The following is a 26064-nucleotide window of genomic DNA, read 5'->3' on the forward strand; positions in this document are numbered from 1 at the left end:
AATCATAGAGAGGTGAAAAGAGTGAGTACAATAAAAATCGTTCCATTAGGCGGCGTTCGTGAAAATGGAAAAAATATGTACGTTGCTGAAGTGGAAGATGAAATTTTTGTACTGGATTGTGGATTACAATATCCAGAGAACGAACTTTTAGGAATTGACGTTGTCATTCCGGATTTTACGTATTTAGAAGAAAATAGTGAACGAATTGCAGGGGTCTTTTTAACACATGGCCATGCAGATGCAATTGGGGCCTTACCGTATTTGCTTTCAAAAATTCAAGTGCCTGTTTTTGGGACAGAATTAACGATTGAACTAGCAAAACTAAGTGTCAACAGTCATGCGGAAACGAAGAAATTTAAAGATTTCCATGTGATTGACCCGCATACAGAAATTGATTTTGGTCAAGCAACGGTGAGCTTCTTTAAAACAACGCACACCATTCCAGATTCGATTGGCGTTAGCATCAAAACAAAAGAAGGCAACATTGTTTATACTGGTGATTTTAAATTTGATCAAAGTGCGATTGAGATGTATCAAACCGATTATGGCCGCTTGGCTGAAATTGGGAATGAAGGCGTCTTGGCGCTACTTAGTGATTCATCAAATGCTGAAAACCCAGCCCAAGTTGCATCGGAAGCCCAAATCGCTGATGAAGTGTTCGACACGATTCGCTATTGGGAAGGACGAATCATCGTGGCATGTGTGGCAAGTAATTTGCAACGGGTCCAACAAGTATTGAATGCAGCGGATCGTTCTGGTCGTAAAGTCGTTTTGACAGGCCAAGATTTTGAACGGATTATTCGGACGGCGATGAAATTGGAAAAATTACAATTGCCAAGTGAAGATCTATTAGTGAAACCAAAAGAAATGAAAAAATATGCACCCGAACAGTTATTAATTTTAGAAACAGGCCGGATGGGAGAACCGATTAAGTCACTTCAAAAAATGGCTAATAATACACATGGTGTCGTTCGAATTGAAGAAGGCGATTTAGTTTATATTACGACAACGCCGACAACGGCCATGGAAACAACGGTTGCCAAAACAGAGGATATTGTCTATCGGGCCGGTGCTACGGTGAAGCAAATTTCCGACAATTTACGTGTGTCTGGTCACGCTAATCCGAATGACTTGCAATTGATGCTGAACTTAATGAAACCAAAATATTTCATTCCTGTCCAAGGTGAATACCGCCAGTTAGCTGCGCATGCGGACTTAGCACACGAAATTGGCATGCCTTATAAAGATATCTTTATTACAGGTCGTGGGGACATTCTAGAGTATACAAAAGGTAGAATGTCGGTAGCTGGCAGCACAACGGCCGAAAATATTATGATTGACGGGATTGGTGTCGGCGATATTGGTAATATCGTTTTACGGGATCGTCGTATTCTTTCAGAAGATGGTATTTTTGTGGCTGTTGTGACAATTAATCGCCGAGAAAAACGAATTGTTTCACCAGCTAAAATTACTTCTAGAGGTTTTGTTTACGTTAAAACAAGTAAAGACCTAATGAAAGAAAGTAGCAATATTGTTACAGAAATTGTTGAAAAGCATTTAGAAAGTGACGATTTCGAATGGAGCAAACTGAAACAAGAAATCCGCGAAAACTTAAGCCGTTATTTATTTGAACAAACCAAACGTCGTCCTGTGATCTTACCAGTTATCATGGAAGCGACGCAACGCAAGCGTCCCAAAAATAATGCATAGTTCGTCCTGATAAAAGCAGGTGATTTTAGGAGAAATTCTTCTAAAGTCATCTGTTCTTTTTTGTAACTTTCTTCTATAAATATGGTACTATTAATCAGAGCGCTGAATAAAGGAGGCGATTTTAGTGGAAGAGATTGTGTTGTTCCATACCAATGATCTTCATTCTCACTTTGAAAATTGGCCCAAAATACGGCGTCTGGTTAAAGCCAAACGTTCGCTGTACCAAAAAGAGGGCAAAACAGTCGTAACCATTGATTTAGGTGACTTTTCAGATCGGTGTCATCCTTTGACCGAAGCAACAGATGGTCGAGCAAATGTAGCTATAATGAATACATTAGCGTATGACCTGGTTACAATTGGAAATAATGAAGGAATCGGCAATTCAAAGAAACAATTAGAGCATTTATATGATCAGGCAACATTTGAAGTGGTCTTAGCTAATTTAGAAGATCCAAAAACCCAAACGTTACCAGATTTTTGTCAAGCATATAAAATTATGACAACTAAAGAAGGCACGAAGTTAGGGTTTATTGGCTTAACCGCACCATTTCCTTTAACGTATAATCCCAATGGCTGGACAATCAAACAAGTGGAAGCAGTCCTTCCTCAACTGATTACAGAAGTTGCGCCTCAATGTGATGTTCTCATTTTGCTTAGTCACTTGGGGATAGATACTGATTTTATGATTGCGGCGAATTATCCTGAAATTCAAGTGATTTTAGGTTCCCATACACATCATTTATTTAAAGATGGTGAAAAAATTAATCATGTGCAACTAGCAGCTGCTGGCAAATATGGACAGTATATTGGTGAAGTGCATCTGTTTGTGGATGCCGACACGAAGCAAGTCACAAGTTATGCAAAAACGATTGAAACAGCAAGTTTAGAAGAGCAAGCAACGGATGCCAAGGAAATTGCGGGTTACTTAACGGAAGGTCATCGACTATTGCAAGCGCAGCAAATTGCACAAATCCCTGAAACCTTGTCAACGGACTTACGGCAACCGCATGCCTTTATAACTGTTGCCTTGAAGGCGTTAAAAGAAGCGGGGCAGACCGAAGCGGCTGTGTTGAACAACGGGTTATTTTTAGCAGATTTACCAGAAGGAATAATCAATGCAGACCAATTACATGAGGCCTTGCCTCATCCAATGCATTTAATCAAGGTTACCTTGAAAGGGTCAGACATGAGCCGTTTGATTCGTGAAATGGAAAAAAGTCGTCAATTTCTGCGGAAATTTCCGATTCGCGGGATGGGCTTCCGCGGGAAAATTTTTGGCGAATTATGTTATGATGGGATTCGTTTTGAGCGAAATAGCCAGACCGTTTTTTGGCAAGGGAAACCTATTCAGCCAGAGCAGAAGTATACGCTGACAACAGTGGATCACTTTCAATTTGTTCCGTTTTTCCCAACGATTGAGTTAGTTGGAGAAGTCGAATTTTTATTTCCAGACGTTTTAAGAACTGTCGTGGCGAACTATCTGCATGCCCACTATCCAATCAAATAAAAACAAGGTATAATAAAAACTAGGTGGTGAAAAAATGACAGACAAAAAGACAACCGAAAAAAAAGAAACAGAAACTGCTGCAACCTTTACAGAAGAACTAACAGCAGTTCTTGAAGAAATAAAAGAAGAACCTGTAAAAGAAAAGAAAAAAGGGGAAATTGTCACCATTGTGAATGAAACAGATATTCAAATTGGTGAAAGAGAGTACCGAATTGTTAAAAATCATCGTGATGCCTTTGATCCTGAACGCTTAGGTGAACGGTTTAGTGAAGTATTAGCGCGTTATGATTATATCGTAGGAGACTGGGGCTATGAACAGTTACGCTTGCGTGGCTTTTTTGATACTTCTAATCGTCGGGCAGCGCCGGATCAACGCATTGATACACTAGAAGACTATTTGTATGAATATTGTAATTTTGGCTGTGCCTATTTTGTAATTGAACGAACAGGGGAACGTAAAGAAAAAACAACGCATCGTCGTCGTCGCCATAAAAAGAATAATCGTTCTAACGCGTTTGTCGAGGAAAAGAGTGCGCCCGCTAATAAAAATAGCAAGCCAGTGATTCGTACGCGAAAAGAAGAAAATAAAAAAACGACTACACCCAAACAGCCTAGTCCCAAAAAATCTGGCAAAGGCTTTACGATTCGTCAACGTGAGGAGTAAACAGAGTGAAAAAAGACTATCAAGGATATTTAATTGATTTAGATGGAACGATTTATTTAGGAAAAGAACCAATTCCAGCCGGAAAACGTTTTGTCGAGCAGTTACAGGAAAAAGATTTGCCTTTTTTATTTGTAACGAATAATACCACTAAATCTCCTGAAACAGTGGCACAACGTTTAGCAAATGAATTTGATATTCATGTCCCAGCATCCCTTGTTTATACAGCGACTTTAGCGACGATTGATTACATGAAAGAAACCAATCGAGGCAAGAAAGTCTTTGTCATCGGCGAGGCTGGTTTAATTGACTTAATTTTAGAAGCAGGTTTTGAATGGGATGAAACAAACCCTGATTATGTTGTCGTGGGACTCGATACAGAATTATCTTATGAAAAAGTGGTTTTAGCTACCTTAGCCATTCAAAAAGGGGCGTTGTTTATTGGGACCAATCCAGATAAGAACATTCCGACAGAAAGAGGCTTATTACCTGGTGCAGGTTCAGTTGTGACGTTTGTGGAGACAGCTACTCAAACAAAACCAGTTTATATTGGCAAACCAAAAGCGATTATCATGGAACGAGCGATTGCGCATTTAGGCGTGGAAAAAGAGCAAGTAATTATGGTTGGAGATAATTATGAAACCGATATTCAATCAGGGATTCAAAATGGTATTGATAGCTTGTTAGTTACATCAGGTTTTACCCCTAAGTCAGCTGTTCCAACTTTGCCAACGCCACCAACCTATGTTGTTGATTCCTTAGATGAATGGACTTTTTGAGTATGATGAGGTCGAAATTGCGTTTAAGGGAAACACTTGGACTCATTTGTTTGTTTTTAACGATTGTGGCTTTAAGTATCACGATCACGATTAATTTTCGTCCATTGTATCTTTTTGATATCCAACACTTAAATATTTTAAAAGACGTAGAGGTTGATCGTGTGACCTTGATTAAAAATTACGATCATTTAATGATGTACTTAAACAATCCTTTTGAAAAAACATTAGTATTTCCTGATTTTCCAATGTCTGATAGCGCGGCTTTTCATTTTTATGAAGTGAAAAAATTATTTTTATTGTGCTATGGCGTATTACTAGTTACGTTGATGCCTAGTGTCCTTTATTTAAAATATTTGGTAAAAAATCAGCGTTTATGGACATTGATACGGCCATTTCAGTGGGGAATGTTTTTGCCTGTGCTTTTTGGCTTTTTCATGCTGATTGGCTTTGATCAATTTTTTATTGCGTTTCATGGATTATTTTTTAACAACGATGCTTGGTTATTTAATCCGCTGACTGATCCGATTATCAATGCCTTACCTGAAGCCTACTTTATGCATTGCTTTATCTTGTTTTTTGTTTTATTAGAAGGCCTGTTTTTGATAGGTGTTTTAATCGGAAAACGTTCTTTAAAAAAATAAAGAGAGAAAAGTGAACAATTCCAAAATTGCTCGCTTTTCTTTTTTATTCAATCTAGTTTTAAAAACTAGATTGAATAATTGTCAAAAGTATGATATTCTTTTTTAGAAATGGTTAGGAGGGTTTTTATGGACGAGATAGAAAAATCACTACAAAATTGGGGCCAACAATTGGAAAATGTTCATTTGCCAAGATGGCATGAGTTACCAGACATTGAATTATATATGGATCAAGTGATTACTCTGATAGAAAAATACTTATCCCCATTGATTACACTGGAAAAACATACTTTGTTAACGTCCTCAATGGTTAATAATTATGTCAAACACGGGTTAATCCCGGCCCCAGTGAAAAAGCGCTACAATCAAAAGCATTTAGCGTTTTTAATTGCGATTACGTTGTTGAAACAAGTGTTAACATTGCCAGAAATTAAGCAAGGCATTTTATTCCAAGGAGCCACGGTTGGTATTCGTGAAGCGTACAATTTATTTTGTCAAGAACAGGAACGAGCGATTTATGTGATTGCTGCTCAAGCGCAAGAAAAAGAAGTTCAGGCTAAATCACAAGAACCTATGGGGATTGAATATTTGGCTGTAAAAGCAGCGACAATGTCTTTTGCTACTAAAATGTTTAGTGAAAAAGTGATTGAATTGGAACAAGAATACTTAAAAGAAATGGATGAGATGACACATGAATAAAGAAAAGATCGCACTACTGGTTGATTCTGGGACAGATGTTCCAGAGGCATTAGTCAAACAATACGGCATGTATGTCTTGCCTTTACAGATTATTTATCCTGAAAAAACCTATACAGATAAGGTAGATATTACACCAGAAGAAGTGTATCAACGTTTAGAGAAAGAAATCCCGAGTACTTCATTGCCAGATGGCGCAACAATCCAAGCTATTTTTGACAAAATTAAAGAAGCGGGTTACGAAAAAGTCTTAGCGGTGACCATTTCTAGTGGTTTAAGTGGAACGTATAATGTGGTTCGCTTGCTTGGAGAACAAACCGAAGGACTAGATGTATTTGTTTTAGATACAAAGAACATTGGTATCGGAGCTGGCATTCAGGCGATACGAGCAGCAGAATTAATTGAAACAGGATTAGGATGGCAAGAATTACAACAAAAATTAACAGAAGAAGTAGCCAACGCAAAAGTATTTTTTAATGTAGCCACTTTAGAATATCTACAAAAAGGTGGACGAATTGGTTTAGTCACTTCTATTTTAGGGAATGCGCTAAAATTAAACCCCATTATTTCTTGTAATGAAGAAGGCATTTACTATACGGTGGCTAAGTCTCGCGGCCGTAAAAAAAGTCTTGATAAAACGTTTGAGTTGGTGACGAACTTTATAGGTGAGGCACCCCGTTTCCGTTTGGCAGTCGCTCACGGTGCGGCAGAGGAAGAAGCAAAAGCAATGATGGAACGCTTGAAAGCGGCTTTTCCACAAGCAGAAGAAATTTACTTTGGAACGATTAGTCCGGCATTAGTTGTTCATACAGGACCAGGACTTTTAGGTGTTGGTATACAGTTATTAAATGATTAATTAAATGAAAAATCTCCTCAAATTTTTTTGAGGGGATTTTTCATTTAAGATTTCTCTTTTTCATAGAAATATCATTTTACTGAAAAAACAACGAAAATTATATTGAAAATTTCACGAATGTGTTACAATTTGTCTACAAAGGGGGAATTTTTTGTGAAAAAAACAATAGCAGAATGTTTAGGAACATTTATTCTTGTCTTTTTTGGGACAGGAACAGCCGTTCTAGGAAATGGTATGGAAGGGATTGGAACAACGGGGATTGCCTTAGCATTTGGGTTAACAATCGTTGCTGCTGCCTATAGTATTGGCACAATTTCAGGTGCACATCTAAATCCAGCTGTTTCTATAGGAATGTGGCTTAATAAACGAATAACAACAATGGAACTAATCTACTATGTAGTGGGACAAATTGTTGGTGGCTTGATTGCCTCATTTGCATTATTAAGCATTCTAAAAGGTGCTGGTAAAAGTATTGAGAACTTAGGTCAAAATGGCGTAGGGGAATTAAGTGTTGCTGGTGCATTGACAGTCGAAATTATTTTAACATTTATTTTTGTTTTAGTTGTCATGACAGTTACAAGTGCTAAGAAAGGCAATGCTTCATTAGCAGGAATCGTAATTGGGTTAACACTAACAATGATTCACTTAGTCGGCATTCCTTTGACAGGAACTTCTGTCAACCCAGCTCGTAGCATCGCGCCAGCCGTTTTTGCGGGTGGTTCAGCGTTATCTGAGTTGTGGATTTTTATCGTTGCGCCATTAATTGGTGGATTATTAGCCGCTCTTGTAGCAAAATCCGTCTTAGATACGGAAGAATAGATTAGCAGAAGAAGAATCTTTGATAACAAGCGTCAATTGTTGTCAGAGATTCTTTTTTTGTTATACTAGGAGAACCTGAAGGCGCATTTTTAGCTAAAGATGAAAACATCATCAAAATAAGGTATAATAGGAAAGTATCAAATAAGATTAGAAGGAAAAAGAGGTGTCTCTTTGTGAAGAAAATTTTAGTAGTTGATGACGAGAAGCCAATTTCAGAGATCGTTAAATATAATTTGGTTAAAGAAGGATATGAAGTATTTACTGCTTATGATGGAGAAGAAGCACTTGAAAAAGTGGAAGAAGTGGAACCAGACTTAATTATTTTAGACTTAATGCTCCCTAAAATGGATGGCTTAGAAGTCGCGCGAGAAGTGCGCAAAACACATGATATGCCAATCATTATGGTGACTGCCAAAGATTCTGAAATTGATAAGGTTTTAGGATTGGAATTAGGAGCCGATGACTATGTAACGAAACCATTTTCAAATCGTGAATTAGTTGCTCGTGTAAAAGCCAATTTACGGCGAGGTGCAACCAATGCGAAAGAAGCTGAGGTGACAACACAATCTGAATTAACGATTGGTGATTTAACCATTCATCCTGATGCATACATGGTCTCAAAACGGGGTGAAAAAATTGAATTAACCCACCGTGAATTTGAGTTACTTTATTACTTAGCAAAACATATCGGACAAGTGATGACTCGTGAACATTTGTTACAAACCGTTTGGGGTTATGATTATTTTGGTGATGTGCGGACAGTGGACGTAACCGTGCGTCGTTTAAGAGAAAAAATTGAAGATAGTCCAAGTCATCCAACGTATTTGGTTACTCGTCGTGGGGTTGGTTATTATCTAAGAAATCCTGAACAGGAGTAATCAGGTATGAAGAAAAAAGTTCACTTTTTTCAATCTGTTAATTTTAAGATTGCGTTATCATTTATTCTGCTGTTACTGATTGCGATTCAAATCATTGGTGGCTATTTCATTCGTGAATTGGAAGCCACTACAATTTCCGATTTTAAAAAAAATATGGATTCCCAAGTTGTCCAATTGTCAAATACGTTAAGCACGCAGATGAGCAACAAAGATCTCGAACGTAGTGACGTTGATGCAAATTTAAAAAAAGCGTTATCTGATTTTTCAAATGCAGATATTTCTGAAGCGAGAATTGTCGATGATAAAGGGATTATTCGGGCAACCAATGATTTAAATCAACAAAATATTATTGGGAAAAAGAATGATTATCGTGATTTAAATGACTTTACGAGTAAAAAATATCAAGCTTTAGATAATGATAAACGCGTGTATGTGAATGTCCAGCCGATTCAATCGCCTACTGGAGAAACAGTGATTGGCGTCCTTTATGTGAAAAGTAATTTAGAAAATAAATACCAAGAAATTACCAACACAGCAAGTATCTTTTTCACTGCTTCTATTATTGCCGCAGCAATCTCGATTATTGTGACCTTACTGATTGCACGATCAATCACGAAGCCGATTGGGGAAATGCGCGAGCAAGCCATTCGAATCGCTCGTGGTGATTACGCTGGAAAAGTAGAAGTCCATGGAAAAGATGAATTAGGCCAATTAGCAGAAACATTTAATCAATTATCAGAACGGATTGAAGAAGCACAAGAAACAATGGAAGCAGAAAGAAATCGTTTAGATAGTGTCTTAACGCATATGACAGATGGTGTCATTGCGACGGATCGCCGCGGAAAGGTGATTACGATTAATGAAATGGCCCTTTCATTATTAAATGTAAAAAATGAAAATGTGATTGGGACCTCGTTATTAGAGTTGTTAGATATTGAAGAAGATTACACATTGCGGAAGCTGTTAGAAGAGCCAGATGAACTGCTGATTGATCGCTCAACGTCTGATCGTGAAGAAGACCAAATGATTATCCGGGTAGACTTTACGATGATTCGTCGGGAATCAGGATTTATTACTGGCTTAGTTTGCGTACTTCATGACGTCACAGAACAGGAAAAAAACGAACGGGAAAGACGGGAATTTGTTTCCAATGTTTCTCATGAGTTGCGAACGCCTTTGACAAGTATGCGTAGTTATATAGAGGCTTTGAGTGAAGGAGCTTGGGAAAACCCTGAGATTGCGCCGAACTTCTTAAAAGTCACGTTAGAAGAAACCGACCGGATGATTCGTATGATTAATGATTTGTTGAATTTATCTCGGATGGACTCTGGGAATACACATCTTCAATTAGAGTATGTGAATTTTAACGAATTGATTAATTTTGTCTTGGATCGCTTTGATATGATGATTGAAAATGAGCAAAAAAATTACAAAATTCGCCGTGAATTTACTAAACGCGATTTATGGGTAGAGTTAGATACAGACAAAGTAATTCAGGTTTTAGACAACATTTTGAACAATGCGATTAAGTATTCGCCAGATGGCGGCGTCATTACCTGCCGACTAGTTGAAACACATAATAATGTCGTCTTTAGTATCTCGGACCAAGGTTTGGGCATCCCTAAAAAAGATCTCGGGAAAGTCTTCGAGCGTTTTTATCGTGTGGATAAAGCACGTGCGCGAGCACAAGGTGGGACTGGTTTAGGTTTAGCAATTTCTAAAGAAGTAATTCGGGCCCATAACGGGAGTATTTGGGTGGAAAGTACAGAAGGTGAAGGATCGACTTTCTATATTTCACTACCATATGAACCTTATGAAGAGGATTGGTGGGAATGATGAAATTATCAGAATGGATTACAAGAATTGGCTTGATTTTGATGGTCATTTTAAGTATATATTTTTCAGTCAATATCTGGCTGAATTCTGCCAAAAAAATACCAGAAATGAAGTCGGGAAGCCAAGTCACAACAGCTGTCAATGAAAAAGCCATTGGCGATGTCTATTTACCTTTGCAATTGATTCGAATAGCCGATGGAAAAGCGATGCAAAGTAATCGTGAAACATTAATTAGTAATGTTCAAAATGATATTAAAATGGCTACGTTTGGTAAATTGACACAAGTTGTGACAAAAAATGCAGAGCAACTTAAGCGCTACAACCAAATGGAACAAGGCATTGAACTTCTTTATCAAGGTCCCTTTTTAATCTCGGACTATGCTTCGATTTATAATCTATCCATTAATTTTACTAACTTTAATGAGTTGACGGACCAGTATTTTACGAAAATTCAATTGGATTTTAACGAAAATAAGATACGTTTTTTAGATTATGATCAATCCAACGTCTATGAAGCGCCCATGACTGTTAATAAGGCGCGCTTAATGGGAATTATCAATAAAGAGGGATTGCAATATCAAGACGTTTCCGAAAATACGCTAACCAAACAAGGACAATGTTATTTAACCAATGATATGAAGTTGAAAAAGTACAGTTATATCTTAGCTTCGCAACCAGTTACTCGTTTTAGGAATGCTTTTTTCAATGAAACGGAAGATATCCAAACCAATGAAGACAGTCAAGACTTAACCTATACGAGTAAAGAAGAACGATTGTTTGCAGAAGAAAAACTGGGGAAAATCGATTTTAAAGGGACCTTGCCAGAAGAGAATAAACGGGATTCAATCTATAATCAAAGCTTTTCTTATGTAAAACGTTTAGGAACCAATATGGGGAATTTGCGTTACTTTGATCGAACGAAAGATAGTGTCAATTATCGGACTTTTGTGGAAGGTTTCCCAGTGTTCAGTAATGATTTAAAAGGCCAAGTGGATATCCGTATCACGAACAACGATGGTGCTGCGCCAAGCGTAACCATTAACACAAGTGTGAATACAATCCAAGTACCGATTCCTTCAGAAGAAGAAGTGACGCTGGAAAGCACGGAAAAATTGATTAAGCGTTTAGAAACGGCTGGTGCTAAAAAGGAAAAAATCCAATCGGCTGTTATCGGTTATACGTGGCAGACAATTGAAGAAGTCAAACAAGTCGTTGATTTAAGTCCGGAATGGTATGTCCTTTATAACAACAATTGGTACACTGCAACGGACTTGGTAAAACAATTACCAAGCTTGGAGGTGGGCTAATGGATTTTAAACGAATTGAGTGGATTTTCTTCTTAGCATTTTTAGGATTAAATATCTTTTTATTTGGAATTTATCGGGAAGGTCAACAAGAGGAGAGCAACGTCTCTTCTTCCAGCCAAACAGAATCGATTGAAAGTCGGTTGGAAAAAGATAATATCTCGTATAAAGGGACACTTTCTTCAGAACGATTGGAAGGCTATTATTTAAGTGGCGAACAAACCAATTTTTCTGCTGCTTTAAAAATCCAACGTGAAAAGAATAAAAATTTTTTGAGAAATGGGCTGCAAATTGCGGATAATACTTTAACGAGTGTACCTAGTAAAAACTATTTTATTGATCCTAAGAAAATTGATAAAGATTTAAGTACCTTTTTAAATGAAAAAAATGCTTTATTATTCGGAGACGAATATCAATACTTACCAGAATTTTCTCATTTAAAAGAGCCGACGGCAGAAATTGTGGCTGCACAATCGTATAAAGGAATTCCTTTTAGAGACGACACGGCAAAATTAAGTATTTTAGCAGATACGTCAGGTGAATTATGGAAAATTAGTAAATATTCGCAAACGCACATTGAAAATATTGAAGAGTTACGGGACAAAACGGATTTATATTCCAATCGTGATGCGATAGACACGCTCTATATGAATAACCGGATTCCTAGTAATTCCAAAATAACATTCATTAAATTGGCCTATTCAAGAATTTATAAAATTCGTGAGAAAAATGTATACGTTCCAGTCTGGTTTGTAGGAATTTCTACTGGTGAAGATTCAGTTGAAATTGAACAGGTGAATGCCGTAAGTAATACCATCATCACAAATAATACTGTGCCAAAGGTGGAAAAACATTAAGGTCCGTTGTATAATGAAACACGTTAATGTTGTAATGTAGAAGGGAAGAGTTTTAAATGGATTCAGAGTTTGCTTTTAATATCAGTGTTCTTGCCAGTGGCAGTACAGGCAATTCCCTTTTTATTGAAACCAACCAAAAGAAAGTATTAGTAGATGCGGGTTTAAGTGGCAAAAAAATCACTTCACTGTTAGCAGAAGTCAATCGCAAACCAGAAGATTTAGATGCGATTTTAGTTACACATGAACATCGGGATCACATTCACGGCGTTGGCGTGTTAGCGCGAAAATATAAGTTAGATGTCTATGCCAATGAAAAAACGTGGCAAGCGATGGATCCCATGATTGGCAAAGTCGATGTCGCTCAAAAACATATTTTTGAAATGGGCAAAGTTTTGACCTTGGGAGATATGGACATTGAAAGTTTTGGTGTCTCACATGATGCGATTGCGCCTCAATTTTATCGTTTTCATCGCAATAATCGTTCCTTTGTTGTTCTAACGGATACAGGTTATTGTAGCGATCATATTCGTGGTACGATTGAAAATGCGGATGCTTATTTAGTCGAAAGCAATCATGAAATTGAAATTTTGCGAGCAGGACCTTATCCATGGAGTCTTAAACAACGGATTTTAGGAGATAAAGGCCATTTATCCAATGATGATGGTGCTCTTGTGATGGCGGATGTGTTAGGTGATAAAACAAAACGCATTTATTTAGGTCATCTTAGCAAAGAAAATAATACAAAACTTCATGCGCGAATGGCAATGGAGTCTACTTTGAAGCAAAAGGATTTAGGCGTCGGTGAAGCATTTAAGGTATATGATACAGACCCCGATTCAGCCTCAGAGTTATTTCAAATTTAGAATAATGGTGGTTTATCAGTTTTTGAGCGTGGAGCAAAAATCCAAAGTGATTTTTGTCCCATGCTCATTTTTTGTTCTTTTATCCAGCTGGTTTGACAGAGACATCGGTGATAATACTTTTAAACTCTTAGTTAATTTTTTGACAAATACTTGTGTTTGTCTGGTGTTAGGAGTATAGTTAACTAGATTTTTACTAGTGGGAGGTCTATAATGTTTCAATTTTTACCAAACTCTGTTTTACAGATGAGCACTATTTTTCTTTCGATTATTATCGAAGCATTGCCTTTTGTCATGTTAGGTTGCTTGATTTCAGGCGCTTTACATGTTTTTTTAACACCAGAACGAGTAAAAAAAGTGTTACCTAAAAATAAATTTTTATCAATTTGTGTAGGTAGTTTCCTAGGGTTTTTCTTCCCTTCTTGTGAATGCGGGATCGTACCCATTGTGCATCAATTTGTTAAAAAAGATGTACCAACACATACCGCTTTTGCTTTTATGTTAACGGCACCAATCATTAATCCAATTGTGCTATTCTCAACATACGTAGCTTTTAGTGGCGCAACAAAATTTGTGATTTGGCGAGTTTTAGGCAGTATGATTGTCGCGTGGGTTATCGGCATTTGGTTAGCTTATTTTCGAAAAGAATCAATTTTAACAGAAAAAGAGTTGGCGCAGATTAAAGAAGAGCAGGTTGCTCATACGCATGAACACGTTGATGAAGCTCGTTCATTTTGGAAAAACGGCTGGTCAGCGTTAACCCATAGTATTGATGAATTTTTTGATACGGGTCGTTATTTAATTTTTGGTTCTTTGTTAGCAGCAATCATGCAAACCTATATCCCAACTGGTGCGCTTATGCAATTGGGCCATTCAAAGATTTTAGCGATTCTAGTCATGTTAGTCATCGCTGCCACTCTATCACTTTGTTCAGAAGCAGATGCATTTATTGGTTCTTCTCTTTTGAGTTTGTTTGGAACAGGACCAATTGTCGCCTTCCTAGTTTTTGGTCCAATGGTAGATATTAAAAATTTATTGATGATGAAACGTTATTTTAAGATGTCATTCATTGTACAATTTGTTTTGATAGTGGCGCTTGTCGTAACTATTTATGCGGCAGTAGTTTAGAAAGGAGGCCTACAATCGATGATACGATTTATTATTTTAATTGGATATATGGGGTTGATGATGTATCTTCAAATTTCAGGTGAACTGAACCAATATATCAATATTCATTATAATTACTTAGCTGTTTTATCAATGGTTTTAGCTTTTATTATGGCGATTGTCCAATTGATTTTGTGGAACCAAGCAGATCCATCAATGCAAAAAAAACATGAAGACATGCACCAACATGGGGGACATGAACATCATGGCCATCAGCATAATTTGGAAAAACCCAGCCAAAGAGGGCTTGCCTATTTACTACTTTCTTTACCGTTGATTGTTGGCTTATTATTTCCGACAGTTAGTTTAGACACAACAATTGTTGAAGCAAAAGGCTTTAACTTTCCAGTAAGTAAAGAATCAGTAGGGGATCCTGATATGCAAACGCAATATTTGAAACCTGATACAAGTATGTATTTCAATAAGACGGATTATGACAAGCAGATGGCAAAAGCCATGAAACAATATGATGGCCAATCTGTGATTTCAATTACGGATGAAAACTATTTGGAAATTATGGAACTAATCTATAATTATCCAAGTCAATTTGCAGGGAAAAGGATTTCTTATAAAGGCTTTGTCTATAATTCAAAACGAGAAGAAAGTGTTGACCAGTTTGTCTTCCGTTTTGGGATTATTCATTGTGTCGCTGATTCTGGCGTTTTTGGCTTGTTGGTTCATTTTCCTGAACATACTCAATTTCAAAACAATGATTGGGTAACGATTACCGGAACCGTTGAGTTGTCCTATTATCCACCGTTTAAACGGCAAATACCAACTGTGCAAGTGGAGAAAGTCAAAGCAGATCAAGCACCAAAAAATCAATATGTCTATCGTTCCTTTTAAAAAAAGTTGGTTGCTTCCTTATCAAATGGAAGCAACCAACTTTTTTGCTGTCTATTTTTTAATTTTGTTGCGCTTACGACGAATAAAACCCAAAGATTCTCTTTTTTCTCGAAAGCTGCGGATATTCTGATTGAAAACCTCAGAAGCGACTAAGCCTAACGCAATTGCCCCAGCAGCAATCATTACAGCTTGCACGGTAAAATAGGCGCCTTTTTCATAATTGCCAATTACGATATTCCGAACAGCTTGATAGGCTAAGCCACCAGGTACCAATGGAACAATACCAGGAATATTAAAAATCGTGACAGGCATTTTTAATATTTTTGAGAATAGATAGCTTACTGCCGCAACACCGACAGCACCGATGAGGGAACCTAATGCCGCATTCCCACTAAAAACTTCAACGATTACCCAATAAAGCATCCAGCTTACACTACCAGTTAGACCACAAGCCACCAGTGATCGTCGAGGAACATTAATAATAACTGCAAACGCCGCAGAAGCTAAAAAACTAAAGATAAATTGTACCAAAACGATTCCTAGCAAGTAAGTCACTCCTTTTAATAGAAAAGTTGAAAGACAAAAGCAATGCCAAAACCAATCATTCCTGAAGTCATTAATGCTTCAGTCCCACGAGAAACACCCGATAAGTAGTGTCCAGCTAGCAAATCGCGAAGAGCATTGGTAATTTGCACACCAGGCACTAAAGGCATGACACAACCAATGATGATTAAATCTTGTGATTGTCCGAGTCCCAATTTGACTGAAAGAATAGCGGCTGCACCAATAAACAGCGAAGCTAAAAATTCAGATAAAAATTTAATCTTGAGAAACTTTAAACTAAAATAATAAAGACTATAGCCGCAACCACCAATCAGAAAAGTCAAGAATAAATCGGACCAGACACCACCAAAAAGAATCATAATTGTAGCGCTGACAACGGCCGCACTAACAATGCGTGCGCTAATTGGAAAATGTCGGTGTTCACTATCTATCACTTTTAGTTTATTCAGTAATTCCTCTAAAGAAAAATCACCAGCCACATAAGCACGAGACAGCTGATTCACACGAGAGATTTTTTCTAAATCAATGCCACGTTTCATTACTTGAACCATACGAATCGTGGAGGTTCCATCTATGCCAACAAATAACCCGGTTTGTGTCACATAGCTAACCATTCGATAGTTGCCAGAAGCAAGCGCAATTCGGCTCATTGTATCTTCAACACGGTACATTTCTGCATCGCTTTCTATCATAATTTTACCAGCTAACAAACAGGTTTCTAAAAGTAAATCCAAATGAGCAGGAGTCATTGAGCAAGCCTCACTTTATGTATTTTCTTCTAGTGTACTACAAACGAACCAAAAAGAGGAAATAAATAACAGCTGCAATCGAAAATTTACATCGTAAACAGATTGTTAGCGAATTGTAACATTAAAAGGCTGATATTATTTAATCATAGATATTTAAAAGTTTTTAAAAGAAAAACGTCGATTTTTTCGCAAAATGAATTGGAGGGAAAGGTGATATTCTGGCGATTTAGCAGAGTTTTATTCTTGTTTTATAAAGTTGTGTATTTGTTTTTATAATTTTAAAATTATCGATGGCTGTCATTTTTTTACGAAGCCTTTATTAATAAAAGACTAAGAAATAACAAAAAAGAGAGAAGGAGAAGAAATTTTGTTTGTAGTTTCGGTTCTTTTCTAGTAAAATGAAATTGTATAAAAGTAGAAGTGAGGTGTAGTAAAATGGGTTTTACAGACGAAACAGTACGCTTTGATTTTGATGATAATCGAAAAAAAGCAATCAGTGAAACGTTAGAAACCGTATATCGGGCATTAGAAGAAAAGGGATACAATCCTATTAACCAAATAGTAGGGTATTTACTTTCTGGGGACCCGGCTTACATTCCTCGTTATCAAGATGCTCGAAACTTAATTCGTCGTCATGAACGTGATGAAATCATGGAAGAATTAACCAAATATTACTTAGCGAACCACGGAATCGATATCAAATGAGGATCATGGGGCTAGATGTAGGTTCACGGACAGTCGGTGTGGCTGTTAGTGATTTATTAGGTTGGACAGCACAAGGCATCGAAATTATTCGCATCAATGAAGAGGAAGAGAACTTCGGTTTTGAGCGATTAGGTGAATTGGTGAAAGAATACGAAGTCACGAAATTTGTCGTAGGTTTACCGAAAAACATGAATAATTCCATCGGTCCTAGAGCTGAAGCATCCATGGCATATGGTGATAAGATTCAAGAATTATTTCAATTACCTGTTGACTATCAAGATGAACGATTAACAACTGTCCAAGCAGAGCGTTTCTTGGTGGAGCAAGCAGATGCTTCAAGAGCCAAAAGAAAAAAAGTCATTGATAAACTAGCGGCAGTAATGATTCTACAAAATTATTTAGATGCACATAGCCGATAATTATCGAGCTTTGAATACATCAAGGGAGAGAAGAAGAATGACAGAACACAACCACGATCATGATCACGAAGGACATGAACACATTACTTTAGTAGACGAACAAGGAAATGAAACATTATACGAGATCTTACTAACTGTTGACGGTCAAGAAGAATTCGGTAAAAATTATGTTTTATTATATCCAGCAGGAATTCCTGAGGATGAAGATGTTGAATTGCAAGCTTACTCCTATGTGGAAAACGCAGAAGGTACAGAAGGCGATTTACAGCAAATCGAAACAGACGCTGAATGGGATATGATTGAAGAAGTTTTCAATACATTCATGGCTGAAGAAGAAGAGTAAAACTGTAACGAGAGAAGCGCTACTTCTCCTATTGAGAAGTAGCTTTCTTAATAATAATTGTTATAATGTACATGTTGTTTCTATCATAAGATACTATCACTATCATTGAGTGTGGTGGATAAAGAAGGACAGCATTGTCTAGTTTTACAAGATGTTGTAAAAACGTAACATCCTTGTAATGACGTTAATTTGGTAACTATCTAGCATAATTTATAATTTGTGTTATACTAAGTATGAGGTTTTGGAAATACTGTTAATTTTATAATATTAAATAAAAAAATGGCTCCACCTACTGGCATAGGTAGAGCCGTCAGAAATTCAGTTAAACAAACACGTAATTATTGGTGTGGTGCATTGCCACGAACTGAAATTCCAGTTAATAAAGCAAGTAAATCAAACATATATTTCACCTCCTTTATTATGATAGCTTCATTATAACATTATCTGTAAAATGATGGTATGTTTAATACAAAAAAAATAGAAAGATTGGAGTTTTGACTGTGAGAGTAGCGGGAGAAAAAATCAAAACAGCGCGTAAAAAGAAAAAATTATCGCAAGCTGAATTGGCAAAAGGAATTTGTACACAAGCAACAATTAGTAACATTGAAAACAAAAATGTGTGTGACAGTTTAGACATTTTCTCATCTGTATGTCTACGTTTAGACTTACAAGTAGAAGAATGTATCGAAGGTTCTAGTGAGAAAAAACTCGAAAGCTTATTAAATAAAGTAGAAGAATTATGCTTTTACTTTAAGCACGATGAAGCCTATGATTTGTTGAAAGACTATCCAGATGATATCGAAAGTTCAAACAGAATTTTAGAAACAAAATTTTTCTATTATAAAGGAATTACGAGTTTATTAGGTAAGAAAAATAATAGCGAAGCATTGTTCTATTTACATCGTGGTTCTGAAATTAGTCGTGATATTAATATTTATAATATTTTGAGTATGAATGCGATCGGTATTTTATATGAATTAGAAGATGATATTGAAAAAGCAAAAGTTTATTACGATAAATCTTTACAATTGCTAAGCGAATTCAAATTAGATTATCCATTAGAGCAATGCCGTATTTATTATAATACCGCAAAATTCTATTCATTAATTAAAGACTATGCAAAGAGTATTGAATTAAGTGATAAAGGAATCGAAATTAATCGGACACACAGTTCTATTTACTCTTTAGATTGCTTATTATACGAAAAAGCGTTTAATAAACAAATGCTAGGACTAGATGCTGTTGAAGATTATCGTATTGCGTACTACTTTACACGTTTCTTTGAAAATAAAAAATTACTTACTTATATTGAAAAAGATATGCAAGAGTTTAACATCAGTTTTAAATAATGAATTATCGTTTCAGATTTTAAAAAGAACAACCTAACTCAAGAGGAGTTAGGTTGTTCTTTTTTTCTCTTTTTAATTTGTTTCTTTGACAGCGTTACGGACGCTTTCGGCGACGACTTTTGCGACTCCTTCTTGGAATGGATCGGGAATAATATTGGTCGGCGTGAGTTCATTATCGGGAATCAATTTTGCAATACCTTTGGCAGCGGCAATTTGCATTTCAATCGTAATCTTTTTCGCCCGAGCATCTAAGGCACCACGGAAGATACCAGGGAAGGCTAACACATTATTAATTTGATTCGGAAAGTCACTACGACCAGTTCCGACAATATAAGCGCCTGCCGCTAAAGCTTCATCAGGAAAAATTTCAGGAACTGGGTTAGCCATTGCAAAAATAACTGGCTGCTCATTCATCTGTTGAATCCACTCGGGTTTTAAAACACCTGGTGCCGAAACACCAACAAAGACATCAGCGCCTTCAAGAGCAGTAGCTAAATCACCAGTACGATGTTCCCGATTGGTTAGCTTCGCAATTTCTGCGTGGTGTGGTGGCAGAGCTGTATCTGTTTCGCTCAGAATCCCTGCACGGTCAACAATGATAATATGTTTTACACCAGCAGATAAAAATTTTCTTGTGATCGAAAGACCAGCGGAGCCACCGCCGTTGATTACCACATGAATGTCCTCTATTTTCTTGTTGATTAATTTTAAGCTGTTGTACAAAGCCGCTAGAACAACAATCGCTGTCCCGTGTTGATCATCATGGAAAACGGGAATATCTAGTTCATCGATTAAACGCTGTTCAATTTCAAAACAACGAGGAGCGCTGATATCTTCCAAGTTAATTCCCCCAAAGGTTGGAGCCAAAAATTTCACCGTTTGAATAATTTCTTCGGTATCTTGTGTATCTAAAACAAGGGGAATCGAATCCACACCAGCAAAGCGTTTAAACAATGCAGCTTTTCCTTCCATGACAGGCATCGCTGCTTCAGGACCAATGTTACCTAAACCTAAAACTGCTGAACCATCACTGATAACGGCGACGGTGTTTTTCTTTGTTGTTAATTCGTAAGCGCGTTCTTTTTTTTCATGTATGGCAGAAGAAACAGCCGCAACACCTGGTGTGTAGGCAATTCCTAAATCTGCTTTTGTTTCAATCGGAACTTTAGGGCAGACTTCTAATTTCCCCCCAAATTTTTTTGCTTGCTCAATCGCTAATTCTTTTACATCTTTTGTTGACATATCATTTTCCTCCTAAATAATTCACTTATAGTTAAAAAAGCATTCTAAAAATAGCAGTCATTGTTATTACTGTAATGGCACCGCCTAATCGTGTCGCAACTTGTGCAAACGGCATTAAGTTCATTCGATTGGCTGTACTTAAAATAGCCACATCGCCAGTCCCACCCATACCACTCTGGCAAGCGGAGACAATGGCAGCCTCAACGGGATTCATATTCATGAAGCGTGAAACGAAAAATCCTGTAGCAATAACAGTGAAAACGACACTAATTACCACAACAAAATATTGCCAGCTAAGCATTCCTACGACATCTTTTAAAGGAATATATAACATACCTAAGCCGACCATTAACGGGAACGTAAAATTGCCAGAGATAAATTTATAAAGCTGTTTTGATCCGCGTTGGGTTTCTTTCGGTACTACGTTTAAGTATTTTAAAAAGGCTGCGACAACAATCATCAAAACAGGACCAGGAAAGCCTGTTAAGTGTTGCAATAAACCGCCTGTAATAAATAAGGTACACGCAATTAAAACACCAGCGCCCATTAATTTTACATCAATTGGTGCTTTGTCTTCTTCTAAAGCATCACTTAAATCATCTGAATTGGTAATTTTAATCAACTGACCTTGTCCAGAAAGTTCAGGGCGTTTTTCTCCTAAACGACTAAGTAAACCAGAACACATAATAGCAAAAAAATTACCAATAATGGTTGCGGGAATTAATTGCCCCACTAATTGTTCACTTGGCAATCCAGTAATGGCACTATAACCAAGGGATAAAGGAAGAATGCCTTCACCAATTCCACCAGCTAAAACAGGAGTGACAATATAGAAAAGGCTATGTTTCCAACCGAGACCTAACAGCGTTCCAACTAGGGTCCCAACACCCATTGCTAAAATCATTCCTAATGCCATCGGGACAATCATGCGCATTAAACCTTGGACTAAAATTTTGCGGTTCATTCCAAGGATACTTCCACAGACCAAACATGCAATATAGAAATAGAGAAAGTTTGCTTGTTTCATTAAAATATCTGTTGAGTCTAAGACATTTTGGTTGAGTAAATTGAAAAAGACCATAATTGATGGTACTAATAAAGATAAAATTGCGGGACCGCCAAAATGTTTCAAAATAGGAATATTTCCACCAATTGTTCCAAGTAACCAACCCATTGTTAAAATTACGGCAAAACCACCTAACATATTGACTGGTAGTTGTTCTAATAGAGCCGTAACAAGAATAATGCTAGCTGTTACAAGATAAACAGGTAACGTAACCGAACCAATCCTCGTTTTGGTTAATTTGTTGCGCCAATCTGTTTCATTAGCAGCTGTTGCGTGCAATTTCTTTTCCATGCTATTTCCTCCTATAACTTTAATCTATATTCATCATAATGTAAACGTTTTCTGTAGAGTAGATTATTTAATTAATTTAACTAAAGAAAAGTTTTTTAACCAAATCTTCCTATGCTATACTTTATTTGAAGAGAAAAGAGGGATGGAATGAAGCGTGGCGGGAAATTATGGTGCTTCTTATCAGTGATTTTTATTGCAACATTAATTATTATGATTACTTTCTTTTATGGAGTAACGACGGTCCAAACAATTAAAGAAGTTCGTAAAAACCAAGAGCAAGCACTTTTAGCCGTCGGGGAACAGTTGGCTATTGAACCGAATGTTATTGAAGCCTTAAAGAATGATCACTATTCAGATGAATTGGAAGCGTATACGGTTCGTTTAGGTGAAATCCATCAGTTGGATTTTATCGTGATTATGAATATGCAGGGGATTCGTTTAACACATCCTGATCGCCAAAAAATAGGTAAGCATTTTGAAGGTGGCGATGAAGTGCGAGCATTAAAAGGGGAGGAACATTTGTCTGTTAGTCAAGGGAGTTTAGGAGAATCATTACGAGGTTTTGTCCCAGTCTATGATCAAGGAAAACAAATTGGGGTTGTGGCAATGGGCATTAAAATGACCTCGCTTTCACAATTGATTGAACGAACAAAAAATGATTACACAGTGAGTGTCCTTTTAAGTGTTGGTTTTGGCTTTATATTAGCCATCGTAGTTTCTTATTATTTAAAAAAACAACTTCACGATTTAGAGCCAAGAGAAATTGCTCGTTTATTAGAAGAGCGAAACGCCATGCTTGAGGAAACGAAAGACGCAATCCTTGTGATTGATACCGATCAAAATATTTTATTAGCAAATATTGAGGCGACTAAAATGTATCATAATATAACAAATAGTGAAGAAAATTTACTAGGAAAGAAACTTTCAGCATTGGTTTTATCTCCTAAAAAATTAATCGTACATTCAAAAACAGAGCAATTCTATCGCCAAAATGGCCAGGATTATTTCGTCTCAATCGCCCCGATTAATGTCCATAAAAAAACAATTGGGCATGTTATCTTTCTGAAAAATGCGACGGAAACGTTTATTGTCGCAGAACAGCTTGTCAGCACAACAACATATGCTTCGGCATTACAAAGTCAATCACACGAATTTATGAATAAGATGCATGTCATTTATGGCTTAGTCGATTTAGAAGATTATGAGGCGCTAAAACATTATCTAGCCGATTTATTGAAACCAGAAAAGGAATTTGCACAGCGCTTAGCTATTTTGGTCAGAAATCCTATTCTAGCAGGTTTTTTAAGTGGGGAAAGAATCAAGTTTGCAGAAATTAAAACACAATTAGCTATTGAAATTTATCCAGAAATTCCACCAAATAAACGAGATGAAGATACGCAAAATTTGATTGCTATCTACCGTTATATTCATCGTTTCCTGATGGAGCAAACGTTACCAGAAGAGATCATTGAAACCATTGATTATCAGCCAGGAAGTTTGACGACGACTTATTCGTTTGCTTATCCAAAAGAACAACTGGAACGCTTTGAGCAAGAGTTTTTCACTTCTTATTTGGCAAGATTATTAGAGAATGCGGAAGCGACATTGACTTGGGAAAACCAACAAAACAATTGGCTTGTCCTTCGCATAAATGTTCATTACGAAGGAGCAGAGGAAAATGAACCTATTGATTATTGAAGACGATCCTATGGTTGCATATATACATCAAAAATATCTTGAAAAATTAATTCACCAACCGACTATTTTTACGGCGGCAACAATTGCTGAAGGTCTACAACTAACGAAAGAAAAACAACCAGCACTTGTTTTATTAGATGTTCATTTAAAAGATGGCAATGGCTTGACCTATCTGGCAACAATTAGAGATGAAAAAATTGATACAGAAGTTATCCTGATTACGGCTGCCAATGAGTTGGAAAACGTTAAACGAAGCTTACATTTAGGCGTTTTAGACTATTTAGTTAAACCCTTTTCTTTTGAGCGATTTCAACAAAGTATCGAAAACTATCAGAAAAAAGCTGCTCAATTCACGCTGGAAACGAAGGAGCTTTCGCAAACAAAAGTGGACCAATTGTTTCATTCTTCACAGACAAACGCACGTAAAAATGAACAAGCTCTTCAAAACCTGTCCTTAGAAAAAGGACTAACACAAGCAACATTACAATTATTGTTAAAAAAAATAGACGAATTTACCGACTATTTTACGATTCAAGAATTATCAGAAGCAAGTCAGCTTTCACATGTTTCTGTTCGCAAATATGTGTTGTTTCTAGAAAAGAATAACCTTTTAGAAAGTAAAAATAGCTATTTAAAAGTGGGGCGTCCCTATCAATCGTATCGGAGAATTTAGTATTTTTTATTTTTTAGTAAATAAAAAAAGTAATTGAAAAGTGGCGAAATACAGAGGATACTCCTTTTTATTCTCATTTAAAGAACTTAATTGAGAATGGAAAAGAGGATATTATTTGTTATTTTTTGAGAATATATGATATTCTTTATTATGTAAGAAATAATATTATATGGGAGGAACGAGCGATGAAAGTTATTGTTTTAGGATCATCACATGGAGGTTATGAAGCGGTAGAGGAATTACTAAATCTTCATCCTGATGCAGAAATTCAATGGTATGAGAAAGGTGATTTTATCTCATTCTTGTCTTGTGGCATGCAGTTGTACCTAGAAGGAAAAGTGAAAGATGTTAATTCTGTTCGCTATATGACTGGCGAAAAAATGGAGAGTCGTGGTGTGAATGTCTTTTCTAATACTGAAATTACAGCGATTCAACCAAAAGAACATCAAGTGACAGTGAAAGATTTAGTGTCAGGTGAAGAACGTGTTGAAAATTATGATAAATTAATCATCAGTCCCGGAGCTGTCCCATTTGAATTAGATATTCCAGGTAAAGATTTGGATAATATTTACTTGATGCGTGGTCGTCAATGGGCCATTAAATTAAAACAAAAAACAGTAGATCCAGAAGTCAATAATGTGGTTGTGATTGGTAGTGGTTATATTGGGATTGAAGCTGCCGAAGCATTTGCAAAAGCCGGTAAAAAGGTTACCGTTATTGATATTTTAGATCGTCCATTAGGGGTGTATCTAGATAAAGAATTTACAGATGTTTTAACAGAAGAGATGGAAGCCAATAACATTACCATTGCAACTGGTGAAACAGTTGAACGTTACGAAGGCGACGGTCGTGTGCAAAAAGTCGTTACAGATAAAAATGCGTACGATGCTGATTTGGTCGTTGTAGCGGTTGGTGTCCGTCCAAACACTGCTTGGTTAAAAGGTACCTTAGAATTACATCCGAATGGCCTAATCAAGACGGATGAATACATGCGGACAAGTGAGCCAGATGTATTTGCAGTAGGGGATGCTACGTTAATTAAATACAATCCTGCAGACACAGAAGTAAATATTGCCTTAGCAACGAATGCTCGTAAACAAGGTCGCTTTGCTGTGAAAAACCTAGAGGAACCAGTTAAACCTTTCCCTGGTGTTCAAGGATCTTCTGGCTTGGCCGTCTTTGATTATAAATTTGCTTCAACAGGGATTAACGAAGTCATGGCTCAAAAATTAGGAAAAGAAACAAAAGCGGTGACAGTAGTAGAAGACTACTTGATGGACTTTAATCCAGACAAACAAAAAGCTTGGTTTAAATTAGTGTATGATCCTGAAACAACACAAATTTTAGGCGCTCAATTAATGTCGAAAGCAGATTTAACTGCAAACATTAATGCTATTTCATTAGCGATTCAAGCCAAAATGACGATTGAAGACTTAGCCTATGCGGATTTCTTCTTCCAACCAGCGTTTGACAAACCTTGGAATATTATTAATACAGCGGCTTTAGAAGCGGTGAAACAAGAACGTTAATAGAAGAGAAAATAAAACCCAT

At 36.8% G+C, this 26064-nt stretch carries 26 protein-coding genes; 22 read left to right on the top strand and 4 right to left on the bottom strand.

What is annotated here, in order from left to right:
* Positions 1–21: 21 nt before the first annotated feature.
* The 15 genes from IGL56_RS04755 (at position 22) to IGL56_RS04825 (ending at position 15414) form a co-directional block, all read left to right on the top strand.
* On the top strand, positions 22–1710 hold the full coding sequence (locus tag IGL56_RS04755; RefSeq protein ID WP_065813836.1) for a ribonuclease J: 1689 nt from the start codon (positions 22–24) through the stop codon (positions 1708–1710).
* Positions 1711–1834: 124 nt separating this feature from the next.
* Positions 1835–3217 carry a bifunctional metallophosphatase/5'-nucleotidase gene (locus IGL56_RS04760; protein WP_002357955.1) on the top strand — a complete coding sequence of 461 codons (1383 nt, stop codon included), beginning with the start codon at positions 1835–1837 and terminating at the stop codon, positions 3215–3217.
* 34 nt (positions 3218–3251) lie between these two features.
* Positions 3252–3881 (top strand): YutD family protein, encoded by a 630-nt coding sequence (locus tag IGL56_RS04765; RefSeq protein ID WP_002357954.1) that lies wholly within the window; start codon positions 3252–3254, stop codon positions 3879–3881.
* Positions 3882–3886: 5 nt separating this feature from the next.
* On the top strand, positions 3887–4657 hold the full coding sequence (locus tag IGL56_RS04770; RefSeq protein WP_002357953.1) for a TIGR01457 family HAD-type hydrolase: 771 nt from the start codon (positions 3887–3889) through the stop codon (positions 4655–4657).
* A complete protein-coding gene (locus IGL56_RS04775; RefSeq protein ID WP_002381967.1) occupies positions 4645–5298 on the top strand; it encodes a TIGR01906 family membrane protein in 654 nt (217 codons plus the stop codon). The genes IGL56_RS04770 and IGL56_RS04775 overlap by 13 nt, the downstream gene beginning before the upstream one ends.
* A 126-nt stretch (positions 5299–5424) precedes the next feature.
* Complete coding sequence (locus tag IGL56_RS04780) at positions 5425–5994, top strand: DUF1836 domain-containing protein (protein WP_002357951.1); 570 nt, start codon at positions 5425–5427, stop codon at positions 5992–5994.
* Positions 5987–6847 carry a DegV family protein gene (locus tag IGL56_RS04785; RefSeq protein ID WP_002357950.1) on the top strand — a complete coding sequence of 287 codons (861 nt, stop codon included), beginning with the start codon at positions 5987–5989 and terminating at the stop codon, positions 6845–6847. Before IGL56_RS04780 ends, IGL56_RS04785 begins: the two co-directional genes overlap by 8 nt.
* A gap of 117 nt (positions 6848–6964) precedes the next feature.
* Positions 6965–7666: an MIP/aquaporin family protein gene (locus IGL56_RS04790; protein ID WP_002385990.1), complete on the top strand. Its 702-nt coding sequence runs from the start codon at positions 6965–6967 to the stop codon at positions 7664–7666.
* A gap of 173 nt (positions 7667–7839) precedes the next feature.
* Positions 7840–8544 (top strand): response regulator YycF, encoded by a 705-nt coding sequence (gene yycF, locus IGL56_RS04795; protein WP_002357947.1) that lies wholly within the window; start codon positions 7840–7842, stop codon positions 8542–8544.
* A gap of 6 nt (positions 8545–8550) precedes the next feature.
* Positions 8551–10380 carry a cell wall metabolism sensor histidine kinase WalK gene (gene walK, locus IGL56_RS04800; protein WP_002357946.1) on the top strand — a complete coding sequence of 610 codons (1830 nt, stop codon included), beginning with the start codon at positions 8551–8553 and terminating at the stop codon, positions 10378–10380.
* Complete coding sequence (locus IGL56_RS04805; protein ID WP_002391610.1) at positions 10377–11687, top strand: YycH family regulatory protein; 1311 nt, start codon at positions 10377–10379, stop codon at positions 11685–11687. Before walK ends, IGL56_RS04805 begins: the two co-directional genes overlap by 4 nt.
* Positions 11687–12541 (top strand): two-component system regulatory protein YycI, encoded by an 855-nt coding sequence (locus tag IGL56_RS04810; protein WP_002365516.1) that lies wholly within the window; start codon positions 11687–11689, stop codon positions 12539–12541. The genes IGL56_RS04805 and IGL56_RS04810 overlap by 1 nt, the downstream gene beginning before the upstream one ends.
* 56 nt (positions 12542–12597) lie before the next feature.
* The gene (locus IGL56_RS04815) at positions 12598–13404 is read left to right on the top strand and encodes an MBL fold metallo-hydrolase (RefSeq protein ID WP_002357943.1); all 807 of its coding nucleotides are present in this window, start codon (positions 12598–12600) and stop codon (positions 13402–13404) included.
* 210 nt (positions 13405–13614) lie between these two features.
* Positions 13615–14529 (top strand): permease, encoded by a 915-nt coding sequence (locus IGL56_RS04820; RefSeq protein ID WP_002357942.1) that lies wholly within the window; start codon positions 13615–13617, stop codon positions 14527–14529.
* An 18-nt stretch (positions 14530–14547) separates the two neighbouring features.
* The gene (locus IGL56_RS04825) at positions 14548–15414 is read left to right on the top strand and encodes a TIGR03943 family putative permease subunit (protein ID WP_002357940.1); all 867 of its coding nucleotides are present in this window, start codon (positions 14548–14550) and stop codon (positions 15412–15414) included.
* 51 nt (positions 15415–15465) lie between these two features.
* On the opposite strand, the gene IGL56_RS04830 is transcribed toward IGL56_RS04825, so the two are convergent.
* Together IGL56_RS04830 and IGL56_RS04835 are read right to left on the bottom strand one after the other, a co-directional pair.
* Positions 15466–15969 (bottom strand): threonine/serine exporter family protein, encoded by a 504-nt coding sequence (locus tag IGL56_RS04830; RefSeq protein WP_065813835.1) that lies wholly within the window; start codon positions 15967–15969, stop codon positions 15466–15468.
* 5 nt (positions 15970–15974) lie between these two features.
* Positions 15975–16727: a threonine/serine exporter family protein gene (locus IGL56_RS04835; protein ID WP_002357938.1), complete on the bottom strand. Its 753-nt coding sequence runs from the start codon at positions 16725–16727 to the stop codon at positions 15975–15977.
* A 435-nt stretch (positions 16728–17162) separates the two neighbouring features.
* Here IGL56_RS04835 and ireB point away from each other — a divergent pair, with 435 nt between their 5' ends.
* The 4 genes from ireB (at position 17163) to IGL56_RS04855 (ending at position 19543) form a co-directional block, all read left to right on the top strand.
* Positions 17163–17432, top strand: coding sequence for a regulatory phosphoprotein IreB (gene ireB, locus IGL56_RS04840; protein WP_002357937.1), 270 nt, complete (start codon positions 17163–17165; stop codon positions 17430–17432).
* A complete protein-coding gene (ruvX, locus tag IGL56_RS04845) occupies positions 17429–17851 on the top strand; it encodes a Holliday junction resolvase RuvX (RefSeq protein WP_002357936.1) in 423 nt (140 codons plus the stop codon). Before ireB ends, ruvX begins: the two co-directional genes overlap by 4 nt.
* A 37-nt stretch (positions 17852–17888) precedes the next feature.
* Positions 17889–18194 (top strand): DUF1292 domain-containing protein, encoded by a 306-nt coding sequence (locus IGL56_RS04850; protein WP_002357933.1) that lies wholly within the window; start codon positions 17889–17891, stop codon positions 18192–18194.
* A 500-nt stretch (positions 18195–18694) separates the two neighbouring features.
* The gene (locus IGL56_RS04855; RefSeq protein WP_002385984.1) at positions 18695–19543 is read left to right on the top strand and encodes a helix-turn-helix domain-containing protein; all 849 of its coding nucleotides are present in this window, start codon (positions 18695–18697) and stop codon (positions 19541–19543) included.
* 72 nt (positions 19544–19615) lie between these two features.
* Here IGL56_RS04855 and IGL56_RS04860 read toward each other — a convergent pair whose 3' ends face one another.
* On the bottom strand, positions 19616–20785 hold the full coding sequence (locus IGL56_RS04860) for an NAD(P)-dependent malic enzyme (protein ID WP_002365520.1): 1170 nt from the start codon (positions 20783–20785) through the stop codon (positions 19616–19618).
* Between the two features lie 31 nt (positions 20786–20816).
* Positions 20817–22142, bottom strand: coding sequence for a 2-hydroxycarboxylate transporter family protein (locus IGL56_RS04865; RefSeq protein ID WP_002357930.1), 1326 nt, complete (start codon positions 22140–22142; stop codon positions 20817–20819).
* A 147-nt stretch (positions 22143–22289) separates the two neighbouring features.
* Between IGL56_RS04865 and IGL56_RS04870 the strand changes: the two genes are divergently transcribed.
* From IGL56_RS04870 to IGL56_RS04880, 3 genes are all read left to right on the top strand, one after another.
* On the top strand, positions 22290–23840 hold the full coding sequence (locus IGL56_RS04870) for a Spo0B domain-containing protein (RefSeq protein WP_010815959.1): 1551 nt from the start codon (positions 22290–22292) through the stop codon (positions 23838–23840).
* Entirely contained in the window at positions 23821–24513 is a 693-nt protein-coding gene (locus IGL56_RS04875) for a response regulator (RefSeq protein WP_002357928.1), read from the top strand. The genes IGL56_RS04870 and IGL56_RS04875 overlap by 20 nt, the downstream gene beginning before the upstream one ends.
* A 185-nt stretch (positions 24514–24698) precedes the next feature.
* Positions 24699–26042 (top strand): NADH peroxidase, encoded by a 1344-nt coding sequence (locus IGL56_RS04880; RefSeq protein ID WP_002357926.1) that lies wholly within the window; start codon positions 24699–24701, stop codon positions 26040–26042.
* Positions 26043–26064: the final 22 nt, after the last annotated feature.

Origin of the sequence: Enterococcus sp. DIV1316a (assembly GCF_050536915.1) — a bacterium.
Taxonomy (GTDB): Bacteria; Bacillota; Bacilli; order Lactobacillales; family Enterococcaceae; genus Enterococcus; species Enterococcus faecalis.

Excerpts from the sequence above, each read along its gene's own strand:
- IGL56_RS04810 (WP_002365516.1), top strand. The coding sequence starts at position 11,687 with ATGGATTTTAAACGAATTGAGTGGATTTTCTTCTTAGCATTTTTAGGA.
- IGL56_RS04870 (WP_010815959.1), top strand. The coding sequence starts at position 22,290 with ATGAAGCGTGGCGGGAAATTATGGTGCTTCTTATCAGTGATTTTTATT.
- IGL56_RS04805 (WP_002391610.1), top strand. The coding sequence starts at position 10,377 with ATGATGAAATTATCAGAATGGATTACAAGAATTGGCTTGATTTTGATG.
- IGL56_RS04860 (WP_002365520.1), bottom strand. The coding sequence starts at position 20,785 with ATGTCAACAAAAGATGTAAAAGAATTAGCGATTGAGCAAGCAAAAAAA.
- IGL56_RS04785 (WP_002357950.1), top strand. The coding sequence starts at position 5,987 with ATGAATAAAGAAAAGATCGCACTACTGGTTGATTCTGGGACAGATGTT.
- IGL56_RS04775 (WP_002381967.1), top strand. The coding sequence starts at position 4,645 with ATGGACTTTTTGAGTATGATGAGGTCGAAATTGCGTTTAAGGGAAACA.
- ruvX (WP_002357936.1), top strand. The coding sequence starts at position 17,429 with ATGAGGATCATGGGGCTAGATGTAGGTTCACGGACAGTCGGTGTGGCT.
- IGL56_RS04765 (WP_002357954.1), top strand. The coding sequence starts at position 3,252 with ATGACAGACAAAAAGACAACCGAAAAAAAAGAAACAGAAACTGCTGCA.
- IGL56_RS04780 (WP_002357951.1), top strand. The coding sequence starts at position 5,425 with ATGGACGAGATAGAAAAATCACTACAAAATTGGGGCCAACAATTGGAA.
- IGL56_RS04850 (WP_002357933.1), top strand. The coding sequence starts at position 17,889 with ATGACAGAACACAACCACGATCATGATCACGAAGGACATGAACACATT.
- IGL56_RS04880 (WP_002357926.1), top strand. The coding sequence starts at position 24,699 with ATGAAAGTTATTGTTTTAGGATCATCACATGGAGGTTATGAAGCGGTA.
- walK (WP_002357946.1), top strand. The coding sequence starts at position 8,551 with ATGAAGAAAAAAGTTCACTTTTTTCAATCTGTTAATTTTAAGATTGCG.
- IGL56_RS04875 (WP_002357928.1), top strand. The coding sequence starts at position 23,821 with ATGAACCTATTGATTATTGAAGACGATCCTATGGTTGCATATATACAT.
- IGL56_RS04825 (WP_002357940.1), top strand. The coding sequence starts at position 14,548 with ATGATACGATTTATTATTTTAATTGGATATATGGGGTTGATGATGTAT.
- IGL56_RS04815 (WP_002357943.1), top strand. The coding sequence starts at position 12,598 with ATGGATTCAGAGTTTGCTTTTAATATCAGTGTTCTTGCCAGTGGCAGT.
- IGL56_RS04790 (WP_002385990.1), top strand. The coding sequence starts at position 6,965 with ATGTGTTACAATTTGTCTACAAAGGGGGAATTTTTTGTGAAAAAAACA.
- IGL56_RS04835 (WP_002357938.1), bottom strand. The coding sequence starts at position 16,727 with ATGACTCCTGCTCATTTGGATTTACTTTTAGAAACCTGTTTGTTAGCT.
- ireB (WP_002357937.1), top strand. The coding sequence starts at position 17,163 with ATGGGTTTTACAGACGAAACAGTACGCTTTGATTTTGATGATAATCGA.
- IGL56_RS04820 (WP_002357942.1), top strand. The coding sequence starts at position 13,615 with ATGTTTCAATTTTTACCAAACTCTGTTTTACAGATGAGCACTATTTTT.
- IGL56_RS04865 (WP_002357930.1), bottom strand. The coding sequence starts at position 22,142 with ATGGAAAAGAAATTGCACGCAACAGCTGCTAATGAAACAGATTGGCGC.